12 protein-coding genes are annotated in these 14,739 nt (G+C 55.6%); 9 read left to right on the forward strand and 3 right to left on the reverse strand.

Translation table 11 applies throughout. From position 1 onward, the window contains the following. Positions 1 to 186 precede the first annotated feature (186 nt). The 4 genes from Mal52_RS10675 (at position 187) to Mal52_RS10690 (ending at position 3,838) form a co-directional block, all read left to right on the forward strand. Positions 187 to 930: a phosphatase PAP2 family protein gene (locus tag Mal52_RS10675; RefSeq protein ID WP_197534812.1), complete on the forward strand. Its 744-nt coding sequence runs from the start codon at positions 187 to 189 to the stop codon at positions 928 to 930. After that, on the forward strand, positions 927 to 2,759 hold the full coding sequence (locus Mal52_RS10680; protein ID WP_197534813.1) for an ArnT family glycosyltransferase: 1,833 nt from the start codon (positions 927 to 929) through the stop codon (positions 2,757 to 2,759). The genes Mal52_RS10675 and Mal52_RS10680 overlap by 4 nt, the downstream gene beginning before the upstream one ends. Before the next feature lie 466 nt (positions 2,760 to 3,225). Further along, entirely contained in the window at positions 3,226 to 3,513 is a 288-nt protein-coding gene (locus tag Mal52_RS10685; RefSeq protein WP_145376064.1) for a hypothetical protein, read from the forward strand. 40 nt (positions 3,514 to 3,553) lie between these two features. Then, a complete protein-coding gene (locus Mal52_RS10690; RefSeq protein ID WP_145376065.1) occupies positions 3,554 to 3,838 on the forward strand; it encodes a hypothetical protein in 285 nt (94 codons plus the stop codon). Positions 3,839 to 4,124: 286 nt separating this feature from the next. Here Mal52_RS10690 and Mal52_RS10695 read toward each other — a convergent pair whose 3' ends face one another. The 3 genes from Mal52_RS10695 to Mal52_RS10705 all read right to left on the reverse strand — a co-directional run bounded on the left by Mal52_RS10695 (position 4,125) and on the right by Mal52_RS10705 (position 9,648). Continuing rightward, positions 4,125 to 4,946, reverse strand: a complete 822-nt coding sequence (locus tag Mal52_RS10695; protein ID WP_145376067.1) for a glycosyltransferase — start codon at positions 4,944 to 4,946, stop codon at positions 4,125 to 4,127. A gap of 162 nt (positions 4,947 to 5,108) precedes the next feature. Further along, positions 5,109 to 8,378: a spermine/spermidine synthase domain-containing protein gene (locus Mal52_RS10700; RefSeq protein WP_145376068.1), complete on the reverse strand. Its 3,270-nt coding sequence runs from the start codon at positions 8,376 to 8,378 to the stop codon at positions 5,109 to 5,111. A 352-nt stretch (positions 8,379 to 8,730) separates the two neighbouring features. Beyond that, positions 8,731 to 9,648, reverse strand: coding sequence for a calcium-binding protein (locus Mal52_RS10705; protein WP_197534814.1), 918 nt, complete (start codon positions 9,646 to 9,648; stop codon positions 8,731 to 8,733). Positions 9,649 to 9,931: 283 nt separating this feature from the next. Here Mal52_RS10705 and Mal52_RS10710 point away from each other — a divergent pair, with 283 nt between their 5' ends. The 5 genes from Mal52_RS10710 (at position 9,932) to Mal52_RS10730 (ending at position 14,376) form a co-directional block, all read left to right on the forward strand. Then, positions 9,932 to 10,978: a TauD/TfdA family dioxygenase gene (locus Mal52_RS10710; protein ID WP_145376070.1), complete on the forward strand. Its 1,047-nt coding sequence runs from the start codon at positions 9,932 to 9,934 to the stop codon at positions 10,976 to 10,978. A 731-nt stretch (positions 10,979 to 11,709) separates the two neighbouring features. After that, entirely contained in the window at positions 11,710 to 12,081 is a 372-nt protein-coding gene (locus Mal52_RS10715) for a hypothetical protein (protein WP_145376071.1), read from the forward strand. A gap of 115 nt (positions 12,082 to 12,196) precedes the next feature. Beyond that, positions 12,197 to 12,799, forward strand: a complete 603-nt coding sequence (locus Mal52_RS10720) for a YdeI/OmpD-associated family protein (RefSeq protein WP_145376073.1) — start codon at positions 12,197 to 12,199, stop codon at positions 12,797 to 12,799. A 107-nt stretch (positions 12,800 to 12,906) separates the two neighbouring features. Then, positions 12,907 to 13,542 (forward strand): DUF4304 domain-containing protein, encoded by a 636-nt coding sequence (locus tag Mal52_RS10725; RefSeq protein WP_145376075.1) that lies wholly within the window; start codon positions 12,907 to 12,909, stop codon positions 13,540 to 13,542. 282 nt (positions 13,543 to 13,824) lie between these two features. Beyond that, positions 13,825 to 14,376, forward strand: a complete 552-nt coding sequence (locus Mal52_RS10730; RefSeq protein WP_145376077.1) for a hypothetical protein — start codon at positions 13,825 to 13,827, stop codon at positions 14,374 to 14,376. Positions 14,377 to 14,739: the final 363 nt, after the last annotated feature.

The following is a 14,739-nucleotide window of genomic DNA, read 5'->3' on the forward strand; positions in this document are numbered from 1 at the left end:
TCCGCGGCCTTGTGGGAATCCGTTCCGCAACCGTTTTGAGGCGGTAAGTCCAACAGAGTTTCAAGATCGTGTCAAGGTGAAATCCATCGACCCCGGAACTGCGGTTGTCCCTCTTGGAGAGAGTGTGTATATGGTCGTCTCCAAACCGCTATTGCCGACTCTTGCTGAGCCAATGATCCTATGAGTATGCCCGTAGAAAGTGACATCGTGCGGCCGGTTCCCGGTGCGTCAGCATCACCGGTCTCCCTCTCAAAAGAGCAGGGGGGCACTCCGTTATGTTCCGCGCAGTTCCTGCGCTGGTTCCTCGTGCCGGCCACCTTACTGATGGCAGGAGCGGCTGCGTTCTACGTCGATATGCCGTTGGCCAAGTTCTGTTACGCGCGCGAATATCCCGGTTTTATACGACATATTCTCGATAATGCTGAACCGTTTGGAGATGCGTACGGGTTATTGTTGATTGTTTGCGGCTTGTTCCTGCTGAATCCCGCTGGACGCTTTGCCGTGCCTTGGCTGATCGCCTCGGGGCTTTGTTCGGGATTAGCGGCCGATGTCGTCAAATTGCTCGTCAGCCGCACGCGGCCCCAGAGCTTCAATCTGAACATCACCAACGTTGCCGCAACCTTTAACGGCTGGTTGCCCGAGATGGGGGCCAAGTCCGAATTTCAAAGCTTTCCTTCGGCTCATACCGCGGTCGGAGTCGGTTTTGCCATCGCTCTGTGCCAGTTTTATCCCCGCGGCCGCGTGTTGTTTATCGCCATGGCCGTGATGTGTGGGATGCATCGCGTGCAAAGCTGTGCCCACTTTCTCAGTGACGCCTTCATCGGCGCCGCTGTTGGTTGGCTCATCAGCCATCTCATTCTTCATTCCAAATGGTGTCCCGCCGGACCTGCGCCGCTGGGGTTATCAACGACGGAACACGCCACAACATGAAACGCATTTTTCGCCACGAGACGTGGATTCTCATCGCCGCCCTGATTGCCTTCTTTACCAACCTGGGCGCCACGCGACTGTGGGACGAGGATGAGTCCTTCTTTGCCGCCACCGCTGCTGAGATGCACCAGCGCGGGGAATGGACTGTGCCGTATTTCAACGGCGAACTCTTCTCGCACAAACCCCCCTTCATGTATTGGATGATGCTCGTCGGGTACGAGCTATTCGGCGATAGCGAATTCGCCGTTCGCTTCTGGTCCGCGATTTTCGGGACCGCAACCGCTCTGTTGACCTATTACCTGGGTCGGCGGCTATTTAATGCCGAAGTCGGACTCTGGGCCGGACTGGCGATGACGTCGTCGTTGATGTTCGATGTCGTCGCCCGCGCCGCTACCGCCGATAGCTTTCTCGTCTTCTTTTCCGCCTTGTCGCTGTATGCCTTCGTCGTGGGTAGCCAACAGCGAAACCCGGCGGTCTGGTCCGGCGACGATCCCGAAACGCCTAGCGACGGACCGCACCCATTGTTGCCAAGCACCTGGTGGACGTTCGCCGCTATGTACGCCGTCATGGGCCTGGCCGTGTTGGTCAAAGGGCCGATTGGTGTCCTGCTGCCGACCGCGACCATCGGATTGTTTCTGCTCTGCACATCGCCCGGCAAACCACTCAGCGAAAGCTCCTCCTGGATTTCTAAACTCGGCGCCGCTTTGGCGATTTTTCATCCGCGACTGTTTTTTAAGACCATTTGGCAGATGAAACCGCTCACGGCCATCGCCATGGTGACGCTGGTGGCCGGGCCTTGGTTCTTGGCTGTTAGTATGCAAACCGGTGGCACGTTTGTGCTGGAGTTCTTAGGCATTCACAATTTCGGCCGGTTCATGAATTCAATGGACGGCCACAGCGGACCGATTTTCTATTACCTGCCGGTGATCATGATCGGGTTTTTCCCCTGGTCGATTTTCGCCCTGCAAACCTTGCGGGATACCGCGCAGCGGATTGGCAGTCGGGACCACTGGCGGATTCCGTGCCTGTTTTTGGCTTGCTGGGCCAGCGTGTTCATCGGCTTCTTTTCGTTGGCAAGCACCAAACTGCCCAACTACACACTCACCGCTTATCCCGCCTTGGCGCTGCTGACAGCCGTATTTTTGCATCGCTGGATTCATCAAACCGCAACGGTGCCGGTCGGTTGGATTCGCTCGGCGTTGGGCACCTTCACCGCCGTCGGTGTCCTGTTGGTCGTGGTTTGCCCCGTGTTGGGCCTGTGGCGCGTCGAGGGTGTGCCGCTGCTGACCACGGTCGGTGTTTCCACAGCAGTGAGCGAACAATTGCCGCTGGCCGGTTTGATCCTCGGCATCGGCCCACTGGTTGGTGGGATTGCCGCAATGATGTTGGCCAAACGGGGCCGCCCACAGCAGGCAGTCGCTAGTATCGCAATGGCCTCGGTGGTCTTTGTCACCTGCGTGCTGGCCGTTGTCGCCGTGCGTGCGGATCGCCATCAGACCAGCGCCGAAATCGCCGATACGATCAAATTCTTAGACCGGCAAGGGGAAGTTCCCGTCGCCCAATACAAATACTTCCGCCCCAGCCTGATCTACTACACCCGCCGCCCCGTAGCTCCCTGCAAGACCCCCAAAGACATCCGGGATTTCTTCGCCAGTTCCGAGCATGCGGTCATGATCACCACCGCCAAAAAGCACGAGTCGATTAAAGAACTCTTGCCGGCCGACGTGGTCATTCTCGAGCAACGCCCACAGTTTCCCAAGCAGGGAACCGTCCTCCTGTTGGGCAAACAACCCCAACGCCTCGCCGGCCGCAACCGCCCCACGTATTGACGCGACCTCTGCGTGCGTCATAATTTGAAGATTCAGCAGTTGGCCTCCATTCGGTACACGCACTGAACGGGGACGCTCCCTGTCGACCCGCCAACTTCAAATTCGTACGCCGCTCCGAGGTAACCCATGACAACGGACAAGCCGAAGTGGTGGCAGGATTGGATTGTGTACGCACTCATCGGGCTGTTGCTAATACTGCCCGCGTACGTAGGGGGGTATTATTTATTGGGCGACTGTAGGTCTTATCTTATGGAAGGCCCTAGTATTGTTGAGCCAGATCTGGAGATATGCCATTTTCGTCATTTCGATTCCGGCTTTCTGCGGATTGCGTTTGGTCCGTTGGGTTGGGCGGAAGCTAAACTGCGGGGCGAGCGTGTCAGGCTCTCGTCGCCCGGTGCCTCGAATGACTACGAAACCGGCGGGTGAGAAAGTCCATTCAAAGTAGCACGCGACCCCGAGGTACCCCATGACAACAGACAAGCCGAAGTGGTGGCAGAGTTGGATGGTCTACGCGCTCATTGGGCTGCTACTGACGCTTGGTCCGTATGTGGGCGGGTATTTTCTGTTGGGGGAGCACGAGTTTTTCTCAAGGGAATTGGGTTGGCACTTTCGTGATTTTGAATCTGTCGTATCGCGAAAGTTGTTTGGCCCAATGGGCTACGTTGAAGCCCAGATTCGTGGCGAGACCGTCATAGTTTGGGGACCAGGTGGGTCCGGCCTCGGCGATCTTGATATTTACGAACCCGGCTGGTGAGAATGACCATATAAAATAACACGCTGCACCGAGGTAACGCATGACAACAGATAAGCCAAAGTGGTGGCAGAGTTGGATGGTCTACGCGCTCATCGGGCTGCTACTGACGCTCGGGCCGTATGTGGGCGGGTATTTCTTGCTAGGACGATATGATTCGGTCCCAGAAAGTCCATTTGACACTAGCCCCGTCACTGTCCGTCAATTCGATTACCAAATACTGGGGATTGTATTCGGTCCGTTGGGCTGGGCGGAAGCTAAAGTGCGGGGCGTGAGAGTCAGTCTCTTTACGCCCGGTGAATCTGATCTCTACGAACCCAGTTGGTGAGAAAGCCAATTCAAATAAGCACACGCCCCAGACCACTCCACATCAACCGGGCGCTCCCATGCTAAGAGTGTGTCCTCAAAATGGGAGGGCGAGGCTCCTGCCGAGCCGCGCTGAACCCTATCGCTTGCCACCGGCACGAAAATCTTCAATCGCGGGACCAACTGAAAGCGGCTCAGCGGGAGCTTCGCCCTCCCGTGACGCGGGATAACAATTGCGAAAACCTATTTTTGTAGGCAGGCTCCTAGGTGTGACGAAGCACAAGCACCCCGTTTTTGCACAGGCATCCCTATGCAGCCCGTCGTGGGGCCTGGGACGGGCGGGGTTGGGCGACCGGTTTCTTGGCCGGTTTCCATTTGGGCAATCCGGGACGTAGGTACCGCCAATAGATCGCTGCCAATTCGCCTGCTGCTTTGAAGAAATCGGCCGGTTTCACGCGGGAGCCGGCGACGTCTTCCCAATGCTCCAGCGGTTGCTCGTAAATCAATTCCTTCACAGCGGGCTGCGTGCCGCGGCGGCGGTCGATCAGTCGCGCCAAGATCTCAACATCGAAGATCCACCGCGAAATGAACGCATCCTGCAGGACGTTGGCCAATTCGGGCGAGGTGCGAAACAGCTTGGCTCCGCACTGGGTGTCGTAAATGCCGATGCCCAGCGCCAACGACGCCACATTGGCAAAAACGCGGCCGAGAAACTTGCGTTTGGCGAGTCGTTTGATCGAGCGTCCCAGCAACGGAATCCGTGTGCCGACGACAATATCGATGTCATCGCGGCGGAGCATTACAAAGCGAAACACCGGAATCGCCTCCAGCGGCGTCGCCAGATCGGCATCCCAAAATCCCACGAAGTCCGCCTCGGAGTCGAGAGCCGTCAGCAGCCCCCGCCGCACCGCTTCAGCTTTGCCGGAGTTCACATCAAGGTTGAGGACGTCAAAATGCGCCGGCTCTTCCTCGTGGAGTTGTTGCAAAATCTGCAACGTGCGGTCACTGCTGCCATCGTTGACGAACAAGAACCGCAGCGCATGCTGATTGACGGCAAAACGCCGAAACCGTTCGACATCCAACCGCTCAGCTTCATTAAAACAGGGCACGACAATGGTAGTATTATTCACGGGGTCATCCTTGACTATCCGTGGTGAGTCTCATCAGTTTTCAGATCGAGGCGGGAGTGTATGGGAAGGGCATTTTTGCAGCAACCGGACTTGTACCGGGTCTTCATAGCGCCGTTTTGATCAGCTTTCGGCCGTGCTTGAAAGGCGCTGTCTGCCCGTGATTCATTCCCCCGCGCCACCTTCCACACGGTCACGAATCAATTGCCCGGTCGCTTTCGCCTTTTCATATTCCGGTTTCAGCGCCGCTCGATAATCGCGTAGCGGTTTGACCAACGTCCGTTTGAGCACCCGTTCGCGCTCTGTCCAGACTGCGGGGTCGAGACCAGCGTCGGTCGTTAAAGTCCGCATCGCCTTCAGTGAGCGGTCAGCAGTCAGGAGCGTTTCAGAAACATCGCTGATCATCACCGTAAACGATTTCGGTTGCACCGAGCCGCGATCGTACCAACGAGTTTGTAGGATCTGTAACAGTCCGTTGATGTGGTCCCAACGCGCCAGCGGATCCGGCGCGGCTTCGGGGTGTTCGATCAACAGGTTCAAGGCATCCACAATGGTGCGGACCGAACGATCGCCCGGAACGCTGTAATAGGTGGAGTACAACCGGTGTCGCAGTTCATTCGCCGGGACACGCTGCTCGCCGGCGCGGGAGTACAACTCGGCCGCTTCGCCATGCAAGAAGTACGTGATCATCGGATCGTACGGAAAGGCGAAGTTCTCCAACTGCCGAATATCGGACGGCGATTTGGTTTTCTGCGCTTGGCCCAATGCGGCGAAATAACGCATGCGACGCTGGTCGCGAGGATGAAAGTCGTGCCCCGCCAGTTGATGTTTGACCTGCTGAATCACCGACCGCCCGGAGGCCCCGGCAGTGACTTGTTCACGGACCGAAGCGCGATAGGCCCAGTATTGGTCGGGATAATCGCGAATCAATTTTTGCTTACCGGTCACCTCTGCCAGATGCTCTAACACTTCGGGATTGTCGGCATCCTCACCCATTTGCTCCAGCAACCGCCCCGTACGGGGCATCAAGGCGACGCCGACTTCTTGCATTTTATTCGCCCAACGAATCACTTCCCGCGGCAAAGTGCAGTGGAAATGGCCGCCGGAAATTGTATTGGCCACGGTGGGGGTATCGGACACGAATTCTGTTAGTTGTTCTTGGCTATGCGTCGAGAGATTCAATACGATCGACCAATCCCAACCACAGCCCGCCAATGCCGCTTGCACGTGGGGCCGATCTACACGCGCCAGCAGACCAGGACGTACCAAACCCGCCTCGGAGTTGCTACCCAACAGCAGCATTTCTCCCGCAGCTGTTTGCAGAAACATCACATGCGAAAATGCTTGCGAGAGCGTTTTGGCGGCAACACGCAACGGTTCAGCACCGTAATCGATGTAGCGAAAACGTTGGGCAAAAATTCCGTCCGCCGTCAATTGACTGGCGAAGTTTTGATAAAACTCAGCGGTGAAATAAGCCGCGTTGTACGGCCGGGAACTGTATCCCGGTTCGGAGACAATCACGTCATACAACTTGCGACCGGCCAGCGCGACTAAGGCCGGGTCGGCCTGCCGCAGGGACACGCGGTCATCGTCCAGCGGGTTTTCAGTGGTTGTGGGCAGAATCTCATTTTGCATCAGATCCAAGTAGGCCCCGTCCGCTTCGACACAGACGATTTCCGTCAAGGGAAAGTGCAGACTACTCGAAAGAGCACCACTGCCCCCCATTCCTAAAAAGAGTGCCGTCTGGGGATGTTCATGCAGCAGAAACGGTACAATGCCCGGCAGAACCTCTGCTGAAAATTGCGGGTGCAGTTCCGTATCGCCAGGCAGGACCGTATTGGACAGACCATTTTCACGAATTTGCCATTGCGACCCCCGCCGTTTCCACAGCGTATAGGTCCCTTGTTTTCCTTCCACAAGTTTATGGAGCCGCGCGTCATCAAATTGGCTCAACTCGTCAATCGCGAATTTGCTGCGATACGCCATAAAGATTTCGGTCGAGAACAACGTCCGCGCCGCAAGAGCCGGATCGTAGGCCGCTCGCCAAACCGGACTGATGGCAATAACCGCCAGACTGGTCACCATGATGCCGCGTCGCCACCACCCGGCGAAGAGATTTCCCGCCGAAACAGCAGCGATCCCAGCTGCCAGCCAGAGCAATCCAGCCGTGAAAGTCGCCAAAACCGCCGGACCCAGCTCCGGGAGATCCAACCAGCGATAACAACAAAATCCCAGTGCGGCGGGAATCAAGGCGAAACGTTTCATCAACAACGCCGTCCGTGTGCTGCGGGTCAGGGCCGGGGCGGCGATGGCCAAACCCCAGGTCAGCCCGGCCGGCAGACAGAACAGCCAGAGAATGCCGCCGCGACCGGCCGTTAACCAGAACCGCGACGATTGATAAGCGTTCATCCACAATGAGCCTTTGACCAACAGCGGAAACGCCGCCGTCAAACAGACAGCCCATGCAGCAAACAGAAAACAAGCATGTACGCCGAGACGACTTTGACCCGCCTGTCGACGGCTGTGCCAAATGCCCAAGCCAACTCCCGAGGCCAACCCCAGGGCGATTCCACCCCAGGCAATGCACTGCATTTCAGCGGAGATCAAAAACAACTGCCCCGTCATCCGCATCCAGTTCGCCGTAATCAATCCAAACACCGCCAGCGCAATCCAGGTGGCGACGCGGACTAGGTTGAGTGTCAGAAACGTCGGAGCAACATCGGCATCATGTTCCGTGGTCGCCTCATTATTGAATTCGACCGGATGGACCGATTGCCACAGGCAGTACAATCCGGCCACGCCCGCAAACACGGCAGCCGTCATGGCGGTGGTTTGAATTCCCAGCCAAGGCGCCAATCCGCAACCTGCCACCAGCAATCCACACCCAAACCCACCAACCTGCCACGCCAGCGGCACCCGGCTGTAACCGACAAATTTCAATTGGCCCGCCTGTTTCACAAACGCCGCATCACTGCCGGCTGATTCGGCCAGAATGGACCATGATTTGGCCAAGGCGAGACAGGGAATGCCCAATGCGACCAGCGCCGCACAAAAAGTGAAGGTAAATGCCGCTGTCGGAGAATCGATCAACGACGTTCCCCAGCGATGCCCCGCCCAACCAATCCGCTGGATGAGATAGGGAAAGGCCCACGCCCAAGTCGCCGTGGCGAACAACAAAGTCCCGGCCACGGTTAACAGTTTCGTATCCTGCGCCGGTCCCGTTTTGAGACGAAACCCAATCGCAATCGTGATTGCGGCGGCCAACAACACGGCCGAGGAGACGGCGGGGGTATTTCCCAAGAGTGCGGCAAACTGTGCCTGCCAAGCCCACAGAAAAACCCCGGAAATGCCACCGACGAGGAGACACGCTCCTTTGAAGAGCGAACCCGGCGAGACGGCGGCGCGAGCGAACTTCTTAAGATGACCGATGATCATGGCGTCCTTGCCAACTGAGAATTCGGCGAATGTGCAACGTGCGGCACGACTGGTCTAACAGTATCACCAGAGTGAAAGCCCCTGCCTGCACGGATTTTAAGATGATTTCAAAACGTTCTGAGTCAGATTTTGAGAGCGGTGTTGTAATCGATCGGCAGATTTTGCCGCAAGAGCAGTCTTTCGGGCACAATTGGCAGGGGCCAGAACGACAAAAAAACCGCCCCAGTGCCGCGTAATGCGGGCGACCGGGACGGTTCGGTTTTGCCTGGTTTGTCATGAAAAATCAACGCCCCGCCACCGCAAGGCACGGGGACGAGGCGTCGGAAACGTCAAATCGAGTTGCTTTGCAGATCTAATACTTCAACTCGATGCTGTAAATCCCCTCAAAGTACCAGTCGCGGGCACGGTCGAAACCGCTACCGCCGTGGAAATAATCACGGCCGGCTCCTCCCCACATGTTGTCGTTGCCGCTCCCGCCGGAGAGGTAGTCGTTTCCGCTATCTCCATACATGTTGTCGTGACCGGCTTGGCCATACATCACGTCCCGGTCAGCGCCACCACGCATGAAGTCGTTGCCGTCACCCCCTTGCATGATATCGCTTCCGGCATCGCCGTACATGTTGTCGTTACCGTCCTGGCCCCACATCTCGTCGTCGCCGGACCCGCCAAACATGTTATCGTTGTGATCCCCTCCGACGAGGTAATCGTTACCGTACCCTCCGTAGAGCGTATCGTTACCGTTCGATCCGTAGATGGTGTCGCTTCCGGCAGCGCCATACATCAAGTCGTTCCCGGTTCCACCGACCAGTTGGTCGTCACCGGAGGCACCGTAGATGGAGTCGTTACCGTTTCGGCCCCAGATTCTATCGTTGCCAGCATCGCCGGCGAGCATATCGACATTAAATCCACCGACCAGGGTATCGTTTCCATTCCCCCCGTAGGCGTACGAACGGATGCTCGTGTCATTACGGAAGTAGTCGTTGCCGTCACCTCCCACGAATTGAACGAGATCAACGTCGGAAGTTCGAAAATAGCGGGTATGCGTATGTCCGCTATGTGTCCTCATGACCAGGATATAGTTGCTGTCGTTTTCGTAATACTGAACTTGAACCGTATCGTTGGCCGAAGTTCCTTCGATTCGTAGCGTACCACCCTCGAGGTCGACTGATCCGGCCATCAAGCGACGGTCTTCTAGGTTTTCAAAGCCCAGGTTGGCCTTGGTTTGCTTTTTCGATAATTTTCTGTCGGTCTTGTTCCCAAATAATTTCATCCGTAGTACTCGTTTCATTTTGAATCTGAAACCGATTCCCACCGTATTACTCCGGCTGGGACGCGTCTCAGATCGTTACCGTGAATGGCGAAAGTGTCACACAGACATTTCGCTCGCACGAACCCAAGCGCGAGAACCGCAGATCTGTTACACCCTTTCCTCAGAAAAAACGAAATAACGTCCAATTGAGTGAAAAACAGCCAAAAACAGGGAAATACAGCGAATTCCAGCAATGTTACAATGAGCACAACATGAGAGGCATTCGTTACAGAGGCTTACTGAAATGAACAGCAACCGCAGTCCGCAGCCCGGGGAATTGCCGGGGCCATTCACCATTCCAGCCGCTTGGCGCGGCGCAGAGCTCTTGCAGCGCGACGACTGGCTGATCGAATTGACCGCCGGCCACATCGGCGAAATCGAAGCGGCGCTCAGCAGTGCGGAAGCGAGCGGACGTCCCGTTGAGCAGGGGACGATCGCAGAATTCCCGCTGCCCGAGTTAGGACAACTCTTATCCCGCGTCCAAGATCAACTCGAACACGGGTCGGGCGGGTGCATGATCCGTGGCTTGCCGGTTAAGAAATTCAGCGAAGAACAACTCCGCCGGATCTTCTGGGGCATCGCCCTGCATTTGGGGACACCGGTCTCGCAGAGCGCCGCGGGAGAACGGATTTTCAGCGTTCGCGATGAGGGTTTCAAAGTTGGCCAACCGCAGGCCCGTGGACCGAATACCAAAAAGCGGCTCAGCTTCCACACCGATCGTTGCGATGTCATCGGATTCCTCTGCCTGCAACCAGCTGCACAGGGGGGCGACAATCAACTAGTCAGCTCGGTGACGTTGTACAACGTAATCCGCGAGAAGCGTCCCGACCTAGCACGGGTGTTGATGCAGCCGTTTTACTACGCGCGGCACAATGTCGATCAGGGCAATGAACTCCCTTATTGCCGGCAACCAATCTTCGCCTTTCACGAGGGATATTTCGCCGCCGCCTATCTACGCGTATTGATCGACCGCGCCTACGCACTGCCCGAATTACCCGACATGACCGACGAACAACACGAAGCGCTGGCCTATTTAGAGGAGACGGCCGCCGACCCACAATTGCACGTCACGTTCCGGCAGCAAGCGGGCGACCTGTTGTTCTTAAACAACTGGGTCACATTTCATCGCCGCGACGAGTTCCAGGACGCAGAGGAACTGGAATTGCGGCGGCACCTACTAAGAATCTGGCTCGCCGTCCCCAACAGCCGCCCCCTCGACCCACTCTTCGAAGCCAACTACGGCGCCACCGCCGCCGGCGCTATCCGTGGCGGGATGAAACCCAAGGGGTGAAGTTCAGCGACGCTGCCGCCCAAACGAAAAATGTTTTGCTGCAATATGATCTGCCAGAATCGAGTGATTGCGCGTCGGGCTGCATGCCTATAGTATACAAGTGATACGTTGATCATTTTAAAAACAAGTTATGCCACCAAGCTCACTTCATGATACGCTCATGCCCTCAATGTGAAGTCACGCTCAGCAAAGTCTGGTGGCATGGCGACAGCGAGATGGGGTATTGCAAACACTGCGGAGTATTATCATTAGCAACGGTGTGCGACGTAGCACAAGAAGAGATTGCCTATGAGACGGAGTTTGAAGCGACTGCGGTCAATGACAATTCCAGTGATTTCCTCCTGCGACTGTCGCGACTCGTCTCAGATTACAATGTCATTCAGTTGAAAAAGATGGAAATAACTTCGAACGATCGTCGTATCGTGCCTCTTGGAATTCGGACGAATACGGTTGACCTTCACAGATTCATGGACCGAGTGAATGATCTCCGCCTCACGATTGAACTTCGGCCTGTCAATGAGGATTGAGGCTCACGAATCGGCTATCCACGCCTGCGAACGAACTGCGTAACAATCGCATGCACCGCTGCCGGGGCCATCCGTGGCGGCATGAAACCCAAGGGGAGAGGTTAAGCGACGATCGAGTGGCTGCGCGTTGGGCTGCGTACCTAACGCCTTCAAGTGAGACGTCGATTAATCTAAAATGACGTTATCCAAACCGGAGTTCGCACGATGAATCCGCGAACGGAATCAGACTCCCGCCTCATTGCCTCGCAATGGGCGGCCGAACTACTCGACGCCGATCAGACATGTCGTTTTATTGTCGTTCGATACGAACGTCGATCGTCGGGTGGCAAATGCTATCGAAAAGATCTTCACGCTGCAGACCAAGCATTGTTTGCTGCCTGCAAAGAGGGTGATCTACCTGTTGCCGCTGCGATCGCTCAATCTCTATCTCACTACGATGACTCTGGATTCGCATTTGCCGACACCGTTGAGACCTTAACCGAAGCACTTATTCCACGCGTTCAGGCTCGGCAAGACTGCTACGATCTTGCTGATTGGGGTGGCGGCGGCGCAGTGCTCACCGTGTGGTCGGATTAAACGGCGGAACACCACGAATTGCACCGAAGCACGCGATTAAGGTAAATTGGCTATGACAACGTTCACCACGCGTGCCCGGTGAATTCAACCGTTCCGCCAGAGCATATCTAGATTCATGCCTCAACCCGATCCAGCAAGTATCAAGACCTTTGCATCGCCGAAAGATCTCGGCCGGTGGCTCGAGGTGCATCACGCCACCGAAAGTGAATTGTGGGTGAAGATCTTCAAGAAGAAGTCTGGGATTCCGAGCGTGACTTGGGACGATGTCGTGATTGAGACGCTGTGCTGGGGCTGGATTGACGGCATCAAGAAGTCAATCGATGACCAAGCCTATCTCCAGCGGGTCACTCCCAGAAAAACGCGAAGCAACTGGTCAAAAAGGAACAGAGAGCATGCGGAGCGTTTGATCAGCGAGGGCCGGATGAGGGAGTCAGGACTCGTGCATGTTCATGCCGCCCAAGCGGATGGCCGGTGGGAGAACGCCTATACGGCCAGTGAAATGAAAGTACCAGCGGATTTCCTAGCAGCACTGCAGAGCAATCCGCAGGCGAAACAGTTTTTTGAAACGCTCAATAAATCGAGCCGTTATGTCATCGCCTACGGATTGACAAGTGCGAAGAAATCCGAAACCAGACAGAGGCGATTTGAAAAATTCATGAACATGCTAGCCTGCGAAGAAAAGCCGGACGTTGGCTTCAAAAAGACGAAAAAAGCATGATAATGCAATGCGTTGCATAGGAGCTGCGGGCCGCGCGGGGTCTAAATTCAATGTCGTTCGCCGCGGCCCGGTGAACGAGGACGTTCTGCGGTAAGGTCGCGTCTCATATGGCTCGTGAAAAATCTCCAGCACAAACACGTTTCGACGACATCATCAAAAGTGCGGTGACATCGGTCCTTAAACCACTGGGATTCCGCAAGTCCGCGCTAAACTTTCATCGCCGCCACAATGACGTCGTTCAGGTTGTCAACTTTCAATCCAGCCACAGTTCGTCCTGGGACGAGAAGCTATTCTACATCAACGTTGGCCTTGCGTTCGACGCTGTTTGCCAACTGGCCAGTATCGAGATCCTCGAAAAGCCCAAAGAATACGAATGCGATTCCCGGGGGACGCGAGAGCGTCTCGAAAGACTCTTGGACAATGTGCCTGACCGATGGTCAGTACGCGCCAATGAGGATTCGAGTCCCATTGCCGAGCACCTGAATTCGGCGATTGAACAACTGGCCAAAGACCTTGAGTCAATTGACGGCCTTCAGGCATACCGCACTCATCGGTGGTTTAATCAGTTTCGCCCAAAGCCAGTGAATGCCCAGATCCTCTACATCCTGGGTGATCTGGATGGCTCGTGGAACGAAGTGACTCAACTCTGTGAACACTTCGCTGATCGGCAGGCGATCAATCAGCCGAAATGGTGGATCGAAGAATTGGGACTTACAAAACTTGCGGCAAAGTGCTGTCCATAGAACCGCCTAACAATCCGCTGCACCGGAGCCGCAAGCCGGTGAACGGGGACGTTATCTACCACAGACTCAGGACGTGTCATGGATGAAAGCTCGTTGATCGCAGCGCTTAAGGAATCCCCATTTCACCAAAATCTTCTTGTGTTCCCGGGCGCAGCAGCAGACAATCATCAATTAGTCAGGTGCCTGAGAAGATGCATAAGCGAATGATTGCCCCTGATGTGACGACAATGAGGAAGCCAAAACCCCGTTAGCCAAATATCGTAATTTCAGAGCAACAGTCATATGTCAGACTTCAGTGATTTACCGCAGAATCGCCGCGAGACAGCCATACCACCTCGACGGTCGCGTGCGATTTGGTGGCTCTTGGGTGGGGGCGCTGCCGTCACGTTTCTTTGTTGCGGCGGCGTCATTGCATGCATTGCCTATCTGGGGGTCTTCGCTCCAGAAACATCCGTCTATACCGGCAACCGAATTCCGTCTCAATTCTTGCAGACAATCGAAAGCGTCGGCGCTTTGGACGATGGTGAGACAATTCTCTTTTTCTATTCCGACGGCATCACGGACATTCGCAATGGTTTCTACTTTGTCAGCGATAAAAAAGTCGTCATCTATTTGCAGGCTGCCCCCGATACGCCACTGACAAAAATCCCGTTTGAAGACATTCGTGAGGTCGAACTCTATCGAAACGAGTCATTTTTTGAGGACAGCGAAATCACGCTTTCCTTAGAAGACGGCCAGGTGCTCTCGTTCCCGGTTTCAAGTGAATTCGATCGTGATCAAAAGTTCTTCGAGGCGATCAAAGACCGTACGGACAAGGCATCCAAGAGTCAGTAAGTGTCGGCCAACCAGGCAAGGACGCAAGACAGTCACAACCACGCGCCCTCGTGACTAACGATCCCAGCGAATTTGTATCACCACCGTATCGGCCGGGCGAGGTTTTTGGCAATGTCACATACCGACCGGATTCTCAGACCAAATGGGGTCTAACGGACGAAAGTCTAGGGAGTGGCCAGATGAAAGAGGAAATCACTGCTTTGAGTCAGTCCCGCGATTGAAGATATTTGTGCTGGGGGCAAGCGATAGGGTGCAGCGAGGTTCGGCCGAAGCCTCGCCCTCCCAGTTTGAAAACAAGCCCTCAGCTGCAAACTAACCGGAGATCAGTGTTTCGGCGAATCATTCTTGCATCCCCAACGAGAG

The sequence above is a fragment of the Symmachiella dynata genome (assembly GCF_007747995.1).
Lineage (GTDB): Bacteria > Planctomycetota > Planctomycetia > Planctomycetales > Planctomycetaceae > Symmachiella > Symmachiella dynata.